An 18,018-nucleotide genomic window follows, 5' to 3' on the forward strand; every position below is an offset into this window, starting at 1 on the left:
CTATTTTTTTCTTTTAAGTTGGACCGAATATAAGTCCAAACGTCTCTGCTCTAGATTCCTTACACTTCCTGCTTTACGCTGTTTGGTCAATAGATCCAAGTCCACATCTGCCACGATGGTCGTTTCTGCATTCTCTGAGGCCTGGGCTACAGTAGCATCATGAGGAAATGAAAAATCTGAAGGGGAATAAATTGCAGCTTGAGAATATTGAATATCCATATTTTCTACCCTAGGAAGATTACCTACTGATCCAGTGATCGCCACATAGCATTCATTCTCAACTGCTCTCGCTTTTGCACAAGTATTTACTCTTAAGAAGGCATTCTTTGTATCTGTCCAAAATGGGACAAAAAGAATGTCCATTTCCTGCTCAGCAAGAATCCTCCCTAGCTCAGGAAACTCAACATCATAACAAATCAAAATCCCAATTTTTCCTGCATCTGTATCAAAAACTTTAATTCCGTTTCCACCTTGAAGACCCCAGTAAGATTGCTCATCTGGTGTAATATGCAGCTTGTATTGCTTATCAATCGTCCCGTCTCTTCTACACAGGTAACTTACATTTCTCAATTTTTTCCCATCATATTCAGGCATACTACCTGCGATGATATTGACATTGTATGAAAGTGCTAAGTCTCTCATGCGACTTACAATCTCGTCGGTATAATCAGCCAAATTCCTAATGGCCTCTGAGGCATCCATATCATTGAATTCTGCCAGTAAGGGTGCATTAAAAAACTCTGGAAGCAAGCAGAAATCCGATTTGTATCCTGACACAGTATCCACAAAAAACTCCACTTGCTGCATGAGATCATCCACATTATTGAATCTTCTCATTTTCCATTGTACCAAGCCTAGCCTCACGATAGATTTTTTATTACCAATAAGCTTTTCATCTTTTTCGTAATAAATATTGATCCACTCGAGCAAGGTCGCATATGCCCTAGAATCTGTATCCTCTGGAAGATACTTTGTGATCACCTTTCTTACGTGAAATTCATTTGCCAACTGGAAAGACAACACTGGATCAAATATCTCCTTGCTTTTCACCAAGTCTATATATTTCCTAGGTGTCATTTGATCATAATATTTGGAGTATCCGGGGATCCGTCCTCCTGCAATTATTGATCTAAGATTCAGGTTCTCGCACAGTTCTTTTCGGGCATCATATAGCCTACGTCCCAAGCGCATTCCTCTATACTCATTGTCCACAAAGACATCAGTTCCATATAAAGTATCCCCTTCATTGTCATGGGTATCAAATTTCCCAAAACCAGTGATTTGGTCATAAGTATGATTATCTCCAAATTTGGCATAATCTACAATCAAACTCAAGGCCGCTGCCACTACCTTTCCATTATCTTCAATACAGATCTGACCTTCAGGAAATGCTTTTATTTGATTTTTCAACTCTTGTCGAGTCCAAGCCCCTCCCTGATCTTTGTAAATACTGACCATGATGTCCCTAATATCATCATAATCAGAAAGTTTAATATTCCTTAACTTTAATCGATGCTCTAACTCTTCTTTATGCTTAGTCATGTTACAAAATTATATAAAATTCAGTCAAATATTTCAAATCTGACATAGCTTCTATAAGAAACCAAAGTATATTCTGTTATTTATAAACAAAGATTTAGCCAAATTGATTTATAAAATTAAAATTGTATTTTGCCTCTACAAAAATTTTTAAAGCATCAGTAATGAATGAAATACTTGAATTCAAAAAGGAAAAAATATCTGGCTTTTTAGATATTATGAATGATTTCTTGACGATAAAGCTTTTCTCTATAGGAGAATCAAGCTTGACTGTCGGACTGCTTATCACATTAATATTTTCTGTTTTTGTACTTCTTTTCATTTCGGAGCTAGTTAGAAAAATACTAGTCAACAGAATCTTACCAAAATATAAGATCGAAGTAGGAACAAGACAATCTGTGGGCACGATAATCAAATACATCATAATCATAGCCGGGTCATTTTCTATTTTACAAACTACAGGTCTTGATTTGAGTGCTTTTGGGATTTTGGCAGGTGCTCTTGGTGTAGGTATAGGTTTTGGTCTTCAAAACATTACTAACAATTTCATTTCAGGATTGATTATACTTTTCGAACAACCCATCAAGATAGGTGACAGAATAGAAGTTGGTGATATTTCAGGGGATGTGGTGAAAATCTCCGCAAGATCTACCATGATCGTGACCAATGATAATATTTCAGTAATCGTTCCAAACAGTCAATTCATCGATAGCCAAGTAATCAATTGGTCTCATAATGACCGCAATATAAGGTTCAATTATCCAGTGGGAGTTTCCTACAAGGAAGATCCCGAAAAAGTCAAAACTATACTGATTGAGGTCGCAACGGCGAATATAGGAGTGCTAGATAAGCCAGCGCCTGATGTGCTTTTTGATGAGTTCGGTGACAATAGCTTAAACTTCACCTTAAGAGTATGGACTTCAGACTACATCAACAAACCCAAGGTGCTGAAAAGTCAACTCTATTTTGAAATCTTTAAAAGGTTCACAGAAGAGGGAATAGAAATCCCTTTCCCACAAAGAGATATTCATGTAGTATCTGGATTAGAAAAGTTGAAAAGTTGAAGTTTTTTACTTTATTTACCCTCTGAAAAATGATCACCACCTGTTACTCTTAAAGTTGTGTCAAAACTCTTATTAAAAAACTTAAAGTTAGCATTAACTGTAGGAACTCTTTTTATAATAGGTGAGCAAACATCTGCACAAAGCTTGTACAGGTATAGATTCGAAGAACCTTGGTCCATTTCTATATCTGGAGGTCCCACACAATATTTTGGTGAGTTGTATTCTTTATGGAAATACCATGAGGGGATACAGCCTGATTGGAATGCAAACATTGCCATCAGACGGACAATGGGAACAAGATTAAGAGCAAGAGCAGAATTTTCTTATTACCAGATTTCTGGAGGGGATCTTCCTTCGGATAGAAGGGCCAATCGAATACCTAGAAACCTTCACTTTAGAGCTAGAAATGTAGAGGCAGCACTTTTAGGTGAATATCATTGGAAACCTGTAAAACTATACAACATTACAAGGAACTTCTTCAACTTGTACGCCTTTGCTGGAGTAGGTGTATCTTCCAATAATCCCAAAGCCATGCTTAAAGGTGAATGGATTGACTTGAGACCTTTGCAATTAGAAAACAATCCATATAATAAATACATCATGGTATTCCCAACTGGAATTGGCGCAAAATACAAGCTGAATGTATACATGGATCTCACTTTGGAAATGAATTACCGCTGGACGCTTACAGATTATATGGATGACATCAGTGCGTACAATGTAAGTGAATTCTATATGGATCTGATCAGAGACTATGGTACTTTTGGAGAAGGACCAAACCCAGACAGGCTGCGTCTTGCTATCAGAAACCCAAATTTTTTGACTCCAGATGGTGAGCCGAACGTGGAGAGAATCCTTCAAAATGGGGGTAGAATCCGGAGAGGTTCAGGGCTCGACGAAAGGTATGACGGGTATCTAAGCTTTAATGTGGGGCTAGAAATCTACCTATCACCGGACATTTGGGACAACTGGATTTTTAGAAATCGACTTTACGAAAAACGATTCAGGTTCTGGTAATCAAATTGCTTTGCTTTCAGATAGGTCTTTTATGCCTATTTTTTCTATTTTTGCAATCAACTAGATAATATTTAAGCTTTTATTCAAAAAAATGGCCGATTACAATCCTTCCGTTATAGAAAAAAAATGGCAACAATACTGGGAACTAAACCAAGTATTCAACGCTAAAGTAAACCCTGACAAACCTAAATTCTATTCATTGGACATGTTCCCATATCCATCAGGAGCGGGGTTACATGTAGGTCATCCATTAGGATATATCGCCTCCGATATCATCACCCGATACAAAAGACTACAAGGCTTCAATGTACTGCATCCCATGGGTTACGATTCCTTTGGTCTACCAGCAGAACAATATGCTATACAAACAGGTCAGCATCCTGCAATTACCACAGAAGAAAACATTAAAAGATACACAGAACAGCTAAAAAACATAGGTTTTGCTTTTGATTGGGAAAAAGAAGTACGAACATCCAACCCTGACTATTACAAGTGGACACAATGGATCTTCATGCAGCTATTCAACAGCTATTACGACAAAAATGAAGGCAAGGCAAAATCTATATCTTCACTAATCGAAAGGTTCCAAACCAAAGGAAATATAGGTTTGAATGCAGTATGTGATGAAGATACAGTAGATTTTACTGAGGAAGATTGGGGGAATTTTTCTGAAGAAGCTAAGCAAAAAACACTTCTCAAATATAGATTGACTTATTTGGCTGAGACTACTGTGAATTGGTGTGCGGCTTTGGGTACAGTATTGAGTAATGACGAAGTCAAGGACGGTTTTTCAGAAAGAGGAGGACATCCTGTAGAGCGCAAGAAGATGATGCAGTGGTCAATGAGAATCACTGCCTATGCGGATAGACTTTTGGAAGGATTGGAAAAAGTGGACTGGAATGAGCCAATCAAAGAAATGCAAAGAAACTGGATTGGAAAATCCAAAGGTGCAGAGATGGTGTTTCAAATAAAAGGGCAAAACAAGGAGATAAAAGTCTTTACCACAAGAATAGATACAATATATGGTGTCACATATCTGGCACTAGCACCTGAGCATGACTTTGTAACAGAACTGATCACCAAGGAGCAGGAGAAGATAGCAAAAGAATATATCGCAACTGCAAAAAACAGATCTGAAAGAGATCGAATGTCAGATGTAAAAACTATCTCTGGAGCATTTACAGGCTCCTACGCCATCAATCCATTCAACGGAGAAGAGATCCAAATCTGGATAGCTGACTATGTATTGGCAGGATATGGTACAGGGGCTGTCATGGCCGTACCAGCACATGATGAGCGAGACTACAACTTCGCAAAGCATTTCGACTTAGAAATCAGACAAGTGATCGAGGGAAGTATGGAAAATGGTTCTTTCCCCGGAAAAGGTGGCACTATTATCAACTCTGGCTTTCTTTCGAATCTTCCTATGCAGCAAGCTATGGATAGAGCTATTGCATTTTTGGAAGAGAAGAAAATAGGAAAAGGCAAGATTCAATACAGGATGCGTGATGCGATTTTCACTCGTCAGAGATATTGGGGAGAGCCACTTCCTGTTTATTTCAAAGATGGCTTACCTTACCTAATAAATGAGCAAGACTTACCATTGGTTTTACCTGAAGTAGATAAGTACTTACCCACCGAGGATGGAGAACCACCCCTTGCCCGGGCTTCCAATTGGACCTATACTACAGATTCAGGAACTTTCCCTTTGGAAAAGAGTACCATGCCAGGCTGGGCAGGATCTAGCTGGTACTTCTTCCGCTATATGGACCCAAAGAATTCTGAAGAATTTGTATCACCCGAAAAAGCAGCTTACTGGGGCGCCGTAGACTTGTATATTGGAGGAGCTGAACATGCCACAGGTCATTTGCTTTACTCAAGATTTTGGACCAAGTTTTTGTTCGATATTGGCGCTGTTCCGATAGAAGAGCCTTTTCAAAAAATGATCAACCAAGGAATGATCCAAGGAAGATCAAACTTTGTCTACAGAATCAAAGGTTCAAATCAGTTTGTAAGTTATGGTTTGAAAGACCAATACGATACATCTGCCATGCATGTGGATGTGAATATTGTGCACAATGATCAGCTTAACCTTGAGAAATTCACCGCATGGAGGCCTGACTTGGTAGATGCTACATTCATACTTGAAGATGGGAAATACATCTGTGGATCAGAAGTAGAAAAAATGTCCAAATCAAAATACAATGTTGTCAACCCAGACGATATTATTGAAAGATATGGGGCTGATACCTTAAGGCTTTATGAGATGTTTTTAGGACCGCTGGAACAGTTCAAACCTTGGAATACTAACGGGATAGACGGTGTCTCTAAGTTTCTTAAAAAACTTTGGAAATTGTATCATGATAACCAAGGCAATGTAGCTGTCTCAAATGATAAAGCAAGTCCTGAAGAGTTGAAAACACTTCATAAGACCATCAAAAAAACTAAAGAAGATTTAGATAATTACTCATTCAATACTTCAGTAGCTTCATTTATGATTTGTGTAAATGAATTATCAGCTTTGAAATGTAATAAGAAGGAAATATTAGAACCATTGGCAGTGATCATTTCACCATACGCCCCTCACATTGCTGAAGAGTTGTGGTCGTTATTAGGCCATGAGACTTCAATAGTGGAAGCAGCATTCCCAGTGTTCAATGAGTCCTACTTGGTAGAAAGTAGTCATGAGTATCCAGTTTCCATCAATGGAAAAATGCGAACTAAACTAAGTTTATCCCTTTCCCTTAGCAAAGAAGAAATTGAAAAAGCTGCACTTGAGGATGAAACAGTCCAAAAGTGGCTTGAGGGTAAAGCACCTAAAAAAATGATCGTAGTACCAGGGAAAATAGTGAATATTGTTATCTAACACCGCTAATCATTAAAGAAAAATAAATCAGCTAAATAAGGTCAATTATGTCCGACCTATTTGAGACCCCAAGTTGTCAAAAATAGGTCGGAATATAATACAATCCATTCATTTGGATTGATTGTGCATCGCTAAAGTAGTGATGAAAGAACAAACACAGAATGAACAAAATTTTCATCAACATCGCTGCATGCCTATCCTCTGGAATTTTTGCTTATGCATACCTAAGAGAGTTTATAGGCGCTTTTTTCTTTGGTGAGGAAGTACAGCTACAGACTGACAATCCTGACGCACCTTATTACCACAACAGTTTAGACCTGTATCTCTGGAACACACTCACTTTTGGCCTCATATTTACTGGGATTCTGGGACTTGCTATATATGGTATATTCAAACGAAAGCATGGACTAGTATTTCTAAGCTTTGTATTGAGTATGATGAGTATTTTTCTAATGATGTTCAATGGTGCATTTAAGTAATGCCTTTTTGAATTCCCATTCCACCAAAAAATAAACGTACCTTTGTCCTGCAGATGTAATCAAAAAAGGGATAGGCATTGTCTATCTTGGTTATTCTCAAGTCAAGAAATTATTTAGGCAATTCTGATTTCGATTAGTCTTTGCCATTAAAAAAACACAAAATTCAAAGAGATGAAAATCACTCAGAATACAATCGTAGGACTTACTTACGAGCTTAAAGTAAGCAAAGAAGAGGAAGAAGTAGAATCTGCACCCTTCAGTGTGGAGGTAAGAGATGAGGAAGACCCTTTTTATTTCCTATTCGGAAATAGTGGCTTACCAGAAAAATTTGAAGAGTTGTTGGCAGGGAAAAAACAAGGTGAGTCCTTTGAGTTTACCTTGACAGCCGAAGAGGCTTATGGACAGGCGGACGACGACATGATCATGTCCTTACCTAAGGATCAGTTTTCCCAAGAAAGAGGTTTCGAAGCAAGTATGCTAGAAGAAGGTAATTTCTTACCATTGGTAGATGAAAATGGCTATCAAATGCAGGCAAAAGTATTGAAAGATCTTGGTGAAGAGGTACTATTGGACTTCAACCACCCTCTTGTAGGCTTTGATTTGCATTTTGAAGGAGAAATCCACGAAGTGAGAGAAGCTACTGCAGAAGAAATTGCCCATGGACATGTGCATGGTGAGCATGGACATCAGCATTGATTTAAATAATGATCACTGACTTTGGAATCAATTTTCAAAAGTTCAAAATTGATTCCAAGGTCGGTGATACTTCTTTCAATGTGTTAAAAAGAAATCTCATTTTTCTCTAACCACTTCAAGTAAACCCGATCTCCAATTTTGAAAGACCTTTTTTTATCTTCCGCTTTCCATATTGTCCCATCTTTCAACTGAAGTGTCAGTTGATCAAAGTGAATCAAGTATTGCTTATCCACTACCTTCGCAGACAAACCTTTACTTTTGTAAATCTCCAAATCTGAAGGCCTAACAAAAGTTTTATCTTTTCCTGGAAGCTCATTCAAATGGCTAAAGAGCTTGGCAGCATACATATTGTTTGGCTTCGAAAACACATCTTCAGGAGCGCCTCTTTGAATCAATTTACCTCCTTGCATGATCGCTAAGTCGTTGGTCATTTGCAATGCATCATCCAAATCATGAGTCACGAAAAGTACAGTGACTCGCAAAGACTCAAATATCTCCTTTAGTTCTCCGATCAACTCCCTTCGCTGAATACCATCCAAAGAAGAAAATGGCTCATCTAAAAGTAAAACCTCTGGCTCAAGACTCAAGGCCCTACCTATCGCAACTTTTTGTTGCTGCCCACCGGATAAGTTCCTAGGCAAAGTATCTTTAAAAGGCTCTAATCTCAGCATTTTCAACAAATGAGCTACCCTCTCCTTTCTGTAAGCTTTATCATACTGTATCAATGGTCTAGCTATATTCTCTTCTACTGTAGAATTGGGGTAAAGCTGGTATTCTTGGTAGACAAGCTGCACGTCATCATAGCCAGGCACAAGTCTTTCATTAGGATTTTGGACTTCAAGATCACCTATCACTACCTTCCCAGAATCTTTGTTTTCTAAGCCAGCCACGATTCTGAGTAAGGTACTTTTACCTGATCCACTTTCACCTACAAGTGAAAGTACTTTACCCTTTTCTAGGGATAGCGAAAAATCATGAACTACTTCATTCCCTTTTTGATAAGCTTTGCTGACAGCTTTGATTTCCAAAAAACTCATTTTATGGCTATTTCCTGTTTCACCTTTTTCGATAGGCTGTTATATACTAAATTATATGAATGATCCACCCATTGCAAAAGTTTAGAATCTGGCAAATCACTGTTAAAAGCAATTGTATTCCAGTGTTTTTTATTCATATGATATCCTGGAGATACTGCGTGGTACATTTCCCTTAATTCTACAGCCTTTTCTGGATCACATTTCAAATTGACACTTTCGAACTTTGTGATGTCAACAATTGCAAATATTTTCCCACCAACCTTGAAACAAAGCGTATCTTCATCAAAGGGTGTATCTTCTGTAACGCCAAGTTTGTCAAGGCAATATGATCTGAAAGCTATGATTTCCAATGTGATCTACGGATTAAAATACACTTACAAAATAATGAAGCTAGCATTTTGAATATTCAAAACAAATTGCCCCGACCTAAGGAATTATCAAAGTACTCGTTTCAAAATCCAAATGATAATCGCTGCCAAAAACATCACAATGGAAATCTTGTTGATTCCATGCATCATCCTCAGGTTGAAATTCGATTTTTGATTTGGATCGGGTTTTTGGAACACCCTCACAAAATAATTCCCCAACTCACCTAATTGAAAGAACTCCCTTAACTTACTATTTCCCATGATCTTTTCGTTCACTTGATTATCAATTCTCTGGATCAGTCCACATACCATCTTTCCTGATGATCTCTATCAACTCATCCACTGCCTTCTCAGACGGGACTGATCTTTTTACAACTTCTTTGCCTCTGTACAAGGTGATCTTGCCTTTACCAGAACCGACATAGCCAAAATCTGCATCTGCCATCTCCCCTGGACCATTCACAATACATCCCATGATTCCAATCTTCACTCCTTTGAGATGATCCGTACGCTTTCTGATCATCGCCGTGGTCTCTTGAAGGTCAAACAAGGTTCTGCCGCATGATGGGCAAGAAATGTACTCTGTTTTGGACATCCTAGTACGTGCTGCTTGAAGAACCCCAAAGCTCACTGAGTGGTTCAGTTTTATATGAGTAAAGCACGCTTCCCTCTCTAAGCCATCATCTCCTACATTTTCTATCATGATACCATCACCTAGACCATCTATCAGTAAGCCGCCAACGTCTGTGGCTGCATAAAGCATGATTTGATCTTGAGTATGTTGACTATACTTCACCTTTGGAACTACTGGAACCTTCACTTGGTTTGAAATCAAAGACACAAATGCCCTTCGTAATGCTGGATAAGTATGAGAATTTTCACTTGAAAGTATCACCACCAAGTCTTTTCTTCCTTTGACATATGGGATAGCATCTTCAATCTCCGTATCATTAATCATCAAAAAATTAAGATACTGGTGATAGACTTTTGATTCTTGAAATGCTTTCAATGAAAATGCTGGATACTTGTTTTGCTGATCGTCTGCATTTTCCCAAGTTGTAAAATCTTGAATTTCCTTCATTCCATTAGGAAGCATGAATGGAATAGGATTGCTTCCTGTATAAATATAGTCAGCACCTTGGTCATTCATCTTCCATTTATCAAGTTCCGGTAAATAAAAATGGCCTACATTCTTCATCTCTTTTGGGAGAATCTCGGATACATTCGAGATGTCTGTAATCACCCTAGGTACATTTGTCCCTCCAAAATTTGCCACTTCTACCGACTCTCTTCTCTGATATTCAAAAGGATTGATAGGGTATGTAGTTACTGATGGAATAGTATCATGCCCTACCCTTTGATCATATCTATCGACCAAAGCTTTGGCTACTGGGGCTTCGAATTCTGGATCTTCGGTCAGAGAAACCCTGACAGTATCCCCTAAACCATCCTCAAGCAATGTCCCAATTCCAACAGCAGATTTGATCCTTCCATCTTCTCCATCTCCGGCCTCTGTCACTCCTAAGTGTAGAGGATATGGTTTAAACCCTCCTTCATCTAACTTCTGAACCAACAGTCTATACGCCTGTACCATCACTTGGGTATTGGAAGATTTCATCGAAATCACAATATCATAAAAGGCTTCTTCTTCACAAATCCTCAAAAATTCTAAGGCGGATTCCACCATGCCCAAAGGTGTATCTCCATACCTACTCATGATCCTATCAGAAAGAGAACCATGATTGGTACCTATTCTCATAGCTGTACCATGTTCCTTGCATATTTTCACCAAAGGAAGAAATCGCTCCTTTATCCTTTCCAACTCTTCCTGATAGCTTTCATCAGAATAGTTGATGACTTCAAACTTCTTCTTGTCAGCATAATTCCCAGGGTTGATCCTGACCTTTTCTACAATTTTAGCTGCCAGCTCTGCTGCGTTTGGGGTAAAATGAATGTCTGCGACAAGCGGTGTGGTATATCCCCTCTTTCTCAGTTCATCTTTTATTGCTTTTAGATTCTCAGCTTCTTTGATGCTTGGGGCAGTTATTCTCACCAATTGACAACCACTCTCTATCATCCGGATACATTGCTCTACAGAACCTTGAGTATCCATGGTATCTACCGTGGTCATGGACTGCACCACAATAGGATTATCCCCTCCGATGATCACATCCCCTACTTTGACAGGTATCGTCTTTCTTCTAGAATATGAAGTCAGGCTATTGCAATAATTGACCTTCTCCAGCAATGCTTTGGTTTCCATAAAATTTTATAAATCTCCTAATTGTGGTCTAATCACTATTTCTTCAACTACTGCACCAGGAGAAAGTCTGAATGCTCCCCAGACTGACTCTGCCACATCTGAAGCTTTCATCAACCTTTCCTCTGCCACATCTACACCTTCCCAACTAGCCGTGTATGTGGCTCCAGGAAGTATTGAAGTCACTTTGATGTGAAATGGACTTAGCTCTTGACGTAAGCATTTGGTAAAACCTAACATCGCCCATTTTGAAATCGCATAACTTCCCCCATTGGGATATGCTGTAAGTCCTGCTATAGAACCCATTGAGAATATATGACCATATGCTCTAGCGATCATTTCTGGTACAAAAGATCTCGTTAAGTAATAGGCCGAATATAAATTTGTCTCTATCATTTTCTCCAAATTCCCCTCTTCTTCAGTATGAATTGCTCCTGGTAGAAACACCCCTGTATTGTTCACCAACACATCCGGGGTACCTAGCCTTTCTTTTACTTCATTAGAAAATTTCAGTACATCTTCTCTTTTAGACAAATCTGCTCGAAATGCCAACAGCTGTTGATTTGGATAGTTGCTTGAAAAAAAAGTTTCCAGATCTTTCAAGTCTTCCTCGCTGCGTGCACAGGTGGACACATCAAATCCTTCCTTCGCAAATCGCTCAACAATTGCTCTTCCTATACCCTTGGTACCACCAGTTACTAATATATGCATTGACATTTCTTGTTATCTTTAATAGTTAGCATAACAACTATCTTCCTTGAGCAAAGTTACGTTTTTTTAAAAGATTTGCGAACTTAAACGGTTAATCCTAGGCAGCTCATATTTTTTTCTACTAATTTTATCCTTATGGAACATCAAAGAACGGATAGACTGGAGCTAGCGGCACATTTTGTCAATACGACAAACAGTCCAATATTTTTGACGGGAAAAGCAGGAACTGGAAAAACTACTTTTTTAAGAAATCTAACTTCATTGACGCATAAAAACCATATCATCATCGCTCCCACTGGCATAGCAGCACTTCATGCTAAAGGTGTAACCGTTCATTCTCAATTTCTCCTTCCATTTGGATCATTTTTACCAACGAAAGAGCCCGAGGGAAATTTCTCTGGAGATGGGAATTTCTATACCCAATACACGCTCAATAGAAAGCATCCGCTTAATGCTGCTAGAAAAAAAGTCCTTAACTCCATTGACCTTATCATCATCGATGAAGTCAGTATGCTCAGAGCTGACCTGCTTGATGCCATAGATTATAGAATGAAAAGGGTCAAACAAAATTATGATGAGCCATTTGGCGGAGTACAAGTCCTCATGATTGGTGACCTCTTTCAGCTGCCGCCAATTGTCAAGGATCAAGAGTGGCAAGTGTTAGCCAAGTTTTACAACACGATGCATTTCTTTGCTGCAAAAGCATTGCAGCAAGTGGGACTAGTCTATATAGAACTCAATAAAATCTTCAGACAAAAAGATGATATCTTCATCGATCTTCTAAATCATTTGAGAGATAATCGCATCACCAATGAAGACATCAAATTTCTAAATGGATACTATAAAACACCAGAAGAAATTGAAAAATTGAAGGAAGTAATTATCATTACTACACATAATACCAAAGCAGAAAATCACAATAAAAAAGAACTTTCTGCACTTAAATCTCCATCGCATAAATTTGAGGCTGTTATTGATAAAGACTTTCCTGAAAGTCTCTACCCGATTCCAAAAACTTTGGAAATCAAAGAAGGTGCTCAAATCATGTTTATCAAAAATGATAGTAGTGGAAACGCATCCTATTTTAATGGAAAAATGGCGACAGTAAAATCTATCCATGATGATGAAATCACCGTTTTCCTAAATGAAGAAAAGGCCGATTATATCCTTAGAAGAGAAACTTGGGAGAACAAACGCTACATTGTCAATGAAGACACCAAAGAACTTGAAGAAGAGATAATAGGAACCTTCGAGCAGTTCCCTATCAAGCTAGCTTGGGCTGTCACTGTCCACAAAAGCCAAGGATTGACTTTTGACAAAGCCATCATTGATGTGGGTCAGGCCTTTGCTCCAGGGCAAGTATATGTAGCGCTTAGTAGGTTGAGAAGTTTGGACGGACTAGCTCTTCGCACGAGGATTCAGTCTCATATCATCAGCTCCGACCCTCAAGCTGTTCAATTCACAAAGCAGACTACTGATCATCAACAGCCTTTGGATACATTGCTAGAGCAGCATCAAAAGCAATACATTCAAAAATTGCTAGCGAATACTTTCGACTTTCAGACTCTTGGTCTAAGCATCGTCAACTTTCAAAAAGAGCATGCTAGCAGCATGGTGTTTGAAGATGAAGAGATCAGAATGGCTATGGGGCTCATTCAACAGCTTCTGAAAAACGAGGAAGAAAATACTTTCAAATTTTCAAGACAACTCCAGCACTTACTGTATAAAAATGACTTGCTTTTTATGATGGATAGGCTTGAAAAAGGTAGTGAATACTACAGCAGACTATTCAAAAAAATCCTTAAGCAACTTCTTGTACACCAAGCAGAGGTAGAACAGTTCACGCAGACGAAAAATTATCTTGAAGGTGTATCGGAAATTGAAATCATTCTATTGAGAAAATTGAATGAAATCATGAAAATCAGCACCCTTGTACCTGCCATATTGAATGGAGAAGAGATTGGAAGACTCTCATCCATCACTGATAGTATTACCCAGCTCCGTATCAGTTTAGCTCATGAAGCCAAGCAAGAAGTGAAAGACAACCCAAAATTCACAACAAATAAAACAGGCAGAAAAAAAACAAAGGACAACAAACCAAAAATGAAACTTGAGAAAGGTGAAACCTATGAGATCACCTTTCAAATGAGTCGTGAAGGAAAAAGCATAGAAGAGATTTGCCAGATCCGAAATATGGCTAAATCTACCATAGAATCTCATCTTACAAAAGGAATTGCTCAGGGGAAAGTGGATATTAACCAACATTTGACATACGAACAGATCAGTGAAGCTGCTGTACTTTTGGAAATTGAAAACGGTGAAGTCGGAGAAGTATTCAAAAAGTATCCGGAAAAATTCCCCTACGCAATCTTAAGAATGGTGGCTGCTCACATGGCTCGAGACTAGTTTGAGAATTGGATAGATGAATTTCAAAGCATCAAATTTATTTCACTTTTACTCATAAATCATTGCCTTTGTCAAAACAAAGCCGTCACCTGCATCCTCCCCACATGAACCAGTCTTCCTAAGCCCTCGGAATTCCTGCCTTCATACACCATATTCATCTGCAACCCTTCTCCGATTTTTTGTAGCCAATTGAATGTCCAAGTTAAATTATTGCCCGTATTCAAAGCTTGAAGCATTTCATAGCCAGTTGGGGAGTTAGCTTGTCCATTATAGTCGATATATATGTACTTCAATTGTGCATTCAAAGTAGTACGTATGGCACGAGCAAATCGTAAATCTAACCCAATTTGGTGGATTATTGCCTTTTCATCTTGCAATTCATTACTCAAATTGACCTTGTCTGTATATTGATACATGATCGTAGACCGAAAAGTACTCCCAAGCTGCCAAGCAAGTTCTGGACCTAAGCCATATTGCTCGATCAAATAATTTCTATTATCCAAAAAATCTGACCCTGCATACCTACTTCCTGACATCAACAGGAATCTCATATTCCAGTTAGGGTTAAAATTAAAGCGTGTATTCAGCCTTAAGTCTTTCTGTGCCAAATCTTCAAATCCCCCAGCAAGCAACTGTTTGTTTTGACTGTCAAAAATTGAAAAATCAAATCCATATTTGGGTGAAGATCTATTGAAAAAAAATGAACTTCTGATCACTTGCCTCACAGACACCAAGTCTTCGTCTGTGAATCCTCCCACAAAGGGATTTACCCTATCCCAAAATTGATCGGAAGTGATCTTCTTTTCAATACTCAAGCTAGTATTATTAGAGAATTTTTGTAAGATCTTTCGAAGTCCAGATGCTGCTTTCCAAGTATCTGGAAATTTTGCATTCAATCTGTAATTGAGTATTGTGGAGTAAGCTTGAATGAAATCTGTCGTAGGCACAAATACTTTTATAAAGTTCTTTTCTTCTGGGTTTACTGCAAGATAAAATTCATTGAGTTGCTGAATACCATCACCATTATCGTCTCTCCAGGCATGTGTCCCTTCTCCAGCGGGTACAGGAAGAAAAACAAATTCTCGTCTAAATTCTCTCCCATTGCCTAAGGCATAAGAAAGTTCATTTCTAAAATTACCCTTAAGTAAATCACTGTAGTAATCAATTTTTCCTAGGACAGTAGTCTCTACTTCACCTGACAACCTTGAAAATCTCAATTCTCTGTAGGTAAAAGTGCCCTTAAAATCATGTAACCCAAAACGTCTCTTCAGACCAATGTTGGTGGCAAATGCTTCAGTATCTTTCACTAACACACCCTCTACTGGAAACTTATCTTCTCGCTTACTCACATCTGCAAAAAACGAATAGCGTAAGGTATCATTACTTTTGATGTATGCTGTGTGGTCGATAAAGTTCATCGCCGTACTTACTACAGAATCTGTTGCTGCATCTCTTACTGTATTGCGATCTAACGTTAATCTATATCCCGGTACGATCACATTACCTCTAAAACTTATATCCCCCGTATATCTTAGCCAATGAGAGTCAAGGTTTCTCACATCACTATCTAGTTGAAAAAAATCCTGTTTCAGGAAAATTCTATTCCCTATTACCTGATTGACAGTAGCGAGATGTTGTGTTCCAGCCAGCACCCCCTCACGGTTGCGCAAGTTGAAGCGATAAAAAAGTCTCCTATCTGCATCTTTTTCCAACGCAAATTGGGTGTTGAATATTCGCTCTGCTCCATGCTCCTTGAGATCCTCTGGATTCAAACTCCAGTCCCTATCAAATTCAATGTACCTGATACGATCTATAAAACTAAAATGCGCTGAATTGTACTCAAACTCAGTCAGCGCATTGAACTTATATCCTTCAAGTTTCTCAAAAGTTCTGTTTTCGGATGAAATACCTGACTTGATTCCAAAACCAGTGTTATCCTCATTATCTAATGTTGAGAAAAGGTTGTTGTCTGTATTTGAAAAAGCGACTTCAGTATAGGCATTTTCAAATGCGCTAAGCTTCACTTTAGTGCCAGCAGTCATCATCTGTCGTTTATTTGGCGCAGGAAGCTGAGAAAAAATGCTAAACCTACCTTGAGGCTGACCATTGATACGGGGCACATATTCATATACGGGACCGTTAGCTACTTGAGCTGATCTGATATAGTCCCCATTCCCCTGCCCTACTTCTGAAAAACCTACAGCAAAAAATGCTTCTTCCGGATTGGTCGAATATTCAAAAAAAGACACTGGATTCCCAGCAGCATCTATGGTATCAATTCTTCTATACAAAATCCTACTCGGGTCAAAAGAAACAGAATCTATCCTAGGTACAGCAGCAGCTTCCAAATCATCTCCTACTGAGGCTAGAAGGCGTTTTTCAGCGTCAGAAAACTCAAAAAAAAGCGGACGATTCCTATTATCTTGCTCACGATAATAATTCATATAGAAAGCAAGCTTATCAGACTCTTGAATATGGTTAGCTGTCAAAATTGATCGTGAGTAATTTCTCTCAGCATATTCATAATCTATCCTTACACGTGAATACTGAGTAATCAGGACATTGGGTGTAAATGTAATTTCTCCTTGATTATAGTCGATCACATAGTCGTAATTGAATCCTCTCTGAAGTTGCTTTCCATCTAAAAAAACACGCTCTGAGTTCGCCATGATAATCACAAATCGTTCGTTTTGAGGCCCAGGGATCCTGTATGGCCCGAGTGTTCCTTCAAAAACATCGAGTTGAATAGAAGCAAATTTCCCTTTGGCTACTGAAGCTGCGGCCTGAGTAGATGCTTTCCATTTGTCGTTCAGCTGATAGTTTGTAGTCACTTGAGCACCTTGTACATTTTTATAATATCTCAAAAACTCCGACTCACGTTGTCTCAATACGACATCTCCAGCGGACAAATTGAACTTATCATTGTATAATTCCACAAGCACATTATCAAAATCCTGTAACTGCTGGGTATTTCCCTCTGGCTGAAAAGGTACATTTTGATCTGTGATACTTGCTCGGATATTCAAGTTATCTGCCAATTGTCCTGACATTTGGAGATTGAGTGAAGAGTTTACAAATACGTTTTGAGTATTGCCAAAGGATACTCCTCGGGTCAAGTTGCCAGACTTCTGCAGATTAGTCGCCGGAAAAAGTTCTTCCCTAAAATCAAATGCCGGAATAGCCTGTACTCTTCGGTCTTTAAAAAAAGCCATTGAGTCATAGTCAGTATCCAAAGATCTTTTTGCTACTGGCAGATGGAAACTATATGGGAAAGTTTTATAGCATATACGGATAGAATCAAGAGCATCTACAGACTCTATATCCACCTTGATCATTCCTGTATTCAAATTATACTCGTACTCAAAATATCTATCGACACCATCACTGACCTGAATATACTCCTCCATGACCGACAAGGAATCGAGCAAAACCCAACTTGAAAGCTGATCTGTTGACCACCATTTACAATGATTTTCCTGAGCATAAAGCTCTGTCAATACGAGTAAAGTACACCCTAACAGTAAAAGTTTCTTCAATTGAATTCTTGATGATGAATACTTTTACTAAGGTAGTAT

At 38.6% G+C, this 18,018-nt stretch carries 13 protein-coding genes; 6 read left to right on the forward strand and 7 right to left on the reverse strand.

The window, feature by feature from the left end; translation table 11 throughout:
* Window positions 1–1,542, reverse strand: a complete 1,542-nt coding sequence (locus MM214_RS14630; protein WP_241296444.1) for a bifunctional GNAT family N-acetyltransferase/carbon-nitrogen hydrolase family protein — start codon at window positions 1,540–1,542, stop codon at window positions 1–3.
* Between the two features lie 161 nt (window positions 1,543–1,703).
* Here MM214_RS14630 and MM214_RS14635 point away from each other — a divergent pair, with 161 nt between their 5' ends.
* The 5 genes from MM214_RS14635 to MM214_RS14655 all read left to right on the forward strand — a co-directional run bounded on the left by MM214_RS14635 (window position 1,704) and on the right by MM214_RS14655 (window position 7,661).
* Entirely contained in the window at window positions 1,704–2,603 is a 900-nt protein-coding gene (locus MM214_RS14635) for a mechanosensitive ion channel family protein (protein WP_241296446.1), read from the forward strand.
* Window positions 2,604–2,717: 114 nt separating this feature from the next.
* A complete protein-coding gene (locus MM214_RS14640) occupies window positions 2,718–3,620 on the forward strand; it encodes a hypothetical protein (protein WP_241296547.1) in 903 nt (300 codons plus the stop codon).
* 91 nt (window positions 3,621–3,711) lie between these two features.
* Entirely contained in the window at window positions 3,712–6,486 is a 2,775-nt protein-coding gene (gene leuS, locus MM214_RS14645; protein ID WP_241296448.1) for a leucine--tRNA ligase, read from the forward strand.
* 161 nt (window positions 6,487–6,647) lie between these two features.
* On the forward strand, window positions 6,648–6,965 hold the full coding sequence (locus MM214_RS14650; protein ID WP_241296449.1) for a hypothetical protein: 318 nt from the start codon (window positions 6,648–6,650) through the stop codon (window positions 6,963–6,965).
* Between the two features lie 171 nt (window positions 6,966–7,136).
* Window positions 7,137–7,661 carry an FKBP-type peptidyl-prolyl cis-trans isomerase gene (locus MM214_RS14655; protein ID WP_241296450.1) on the forward strand — a complete coding sequence of 175 codons (525 nt, stop codon included), beginning with the start codon at window positions 7,137–7,139 and terminating at the stop codon, window positions 7,659–7,661.
* Window positions 7,662–7,744: 83 nt separating this feature from the next.
* Here MM214_RS14655 and MM214_RS14660 read toward each other — a convergent pair whose 3' ends face one another.
* The 5 genes from MM214_RS14660 to MM214_RS14680 form a co-directional block, all read right to left on the reverse strand.
* The gene (locus tag MM214_RS14660; protein WP_241296451.1) at window positions 7,745–8,698 is read right to left on the reverse strand and encodes an ABC transporter ATP-binding protein; all 954 of its coding nucleotides are present in this window, start codon (window positions 8,696–8,698) and stop codon (window positions 7,745–7,747) included.
* Entirely contained in the window at window positions 8,695–9,048 is a 354-nt protein-coding gene (locus MM214_RS14665; RefSeq protein ID WP_241296452.1) for an MmcQ/YjbR family DNA-binding protein, read from the reverse strand. Before MM214_RS14665 ends, MM214_RS14660 begins: the two co-directional genes overlap by 4 nt.
* A gap of 87 nt (window positions 9,049–9,135) precedes the next feature.
* Window positions 9,136–9,327: a DUF6728 family protein gene (locus MM214_RS14670; RefSeq protein WP_241296548.1), complete on the reverse strand. Its 192-nt coding sequence runs from the start codon at window positions 9,325–9,327 to the stop codon at window positions 9,136–9,138.
* Between the two features lie 22 nt (window positions 9,328–9,349).
* Complete coding sequence (ispG, locus tag MM214_RS14675; RefSeq protein WP_241296453.1) at window positions 9,350–11,329, reverse strand: (E)-4-hydroxy-3-methylbut-2-enyl-diphosphate synthase; 1,980 nt, start codon at window positions 11,327–11,329, stop codon at window positions 9,350–9,352.
* A 6-nt stretch (window positions 11,330–11,335) separates the two neighbouring features.
* The gene (locus MM214_RS14680; protein WP_241296454.1) at window positions 11,336–12,043 is read right to left on the reverse strand and encodes an SDR family oxidoreductase; all 708 of its coding nucleotides are present in this window, start codon (window positions 12,041–12,043) and stop codon (window positions 11,336–11,338) included.
* 129 nt (window positions 12,044–12,172) lie between these two features.
* Between MM214_RS14680 and MM214_RS14685 the strand changes: the two genes are divergently transcribed.
* The gene (locus MM214_RS14685) at window positions 12,173–14,443 is read left to right on the forward strand and encodes a helix-turn-helix domain-containing protein (protein ID WP_241296455.1); all 2,271 of its coding nucleotides are present in this window, start codon (window positions 12,173–12,175) and stop codon (window positions 14,441–14,443) included.
* A gap of 71 nt (window positions 14,444–14,514) precedes the next feature.
* Here MM214_RS14685 and MM214_RS14690 read toward each other — a convergent pair whose 3' ends face one another.
* Window positions 14,515–17,850 carry a hypothetical protein gene (locus MM214_RS14690; protein ID WP_241296550.1) on the reverse strand — a complete coding sequence of 1,112 codons (3,336 nt, stop codon included), beginning with the start codon at window positions 17,848–17,850 and terminating at the stop codon, window positions 14,515–14,517.
* Between the last annotated feature and the right edge of the window lie 168 nt (window positions 17,851–18,018).

This window comes from Belliella kenyensis (assembly GCF_022549675.1).
GTDB lineage: Bacteria > Bacteroidota > Bacteroidia > Cytophagales > Cyclobacteriaceae > Belliella > Belliella kenyensis.

Bases quoted from the DNA above. Each gene is read 5' to 3' on its own strand.
- MM214_RS14630 (WP_241296444.1), bottom strand. From the start codon at position 1,542: ATGACTAAGCATAAAGAAGAGTTAGAGCATCGATTAAAGTTAAGGAAT.
- MM214_RS14635 (WP_241296446.1), top strand. From the start codon at position 1,704: ATGAATGAAATACTTGAATTCAAAAAGGAAAAAATATCTGGCTTTTTA.
- leuS (WP_241296448.1), top strand. From the start codon at position 3,712: ATGGCCGATTACAATCCTTCCGTTATAGAAAAAAAATGGCAACAATAC.
- MM214_RS14650 (WP_241296449.1), top strand. From the start codon at position 6,648: ATGAACAAAATTTTCATCAACATCGCTGCATGCCTATCCTCTGGAATT.
- MM214_RS14655 (WP_241296450.1), top strand. From the start codon at position 7,137: ATGAAAATCACTCAGAATACAATCGTAGGACTTACTTACGAGCTTAAA.
- MM214_RS14660 (WP_241296451.1), bottom strand. From the start codon at position 8,698: ATGAGTTTTTTGGAAATCAAAGCTGTCAGCAAAGCTTATCAAAAAGGG.
- MM214_RS14670 (WP_241296548.1), bottom strand. From the start codon at position 9,327: ATGGGAAATAGTAAGTTAAGGGAGTTCTTTCAATTAGGTGAGTTGGGG.
- ispG (WP_241296453.1), bottom strand. From the start codon at position 11,329: ATGGAAACCAAAGCATTGCTGGAGAAGGTCAATTATTGCAATAGCCTG.
- MM214_RS14680 (WP_241296454.1), bottom strand. From the start codon at position 12,043: ATGTCAATGCATATATTAGTAACTGGTGGTACCAAGGGTATAGGAAGA.
- MM214_RS14685 (WP_241296455.1), top strand. From the start codon at position 12,173: ATGGAACATCAAAGAACGGATAGACTGGAGCTAGCGGCACATTTTGTC.
- MM214_RS14690 (WP_241296550.1), bottom strand. From the start codon at position 17,850: ATGGAGGAGTATATTCAGGTCAGTGATGGTGTCGATAGATATTTTGAG.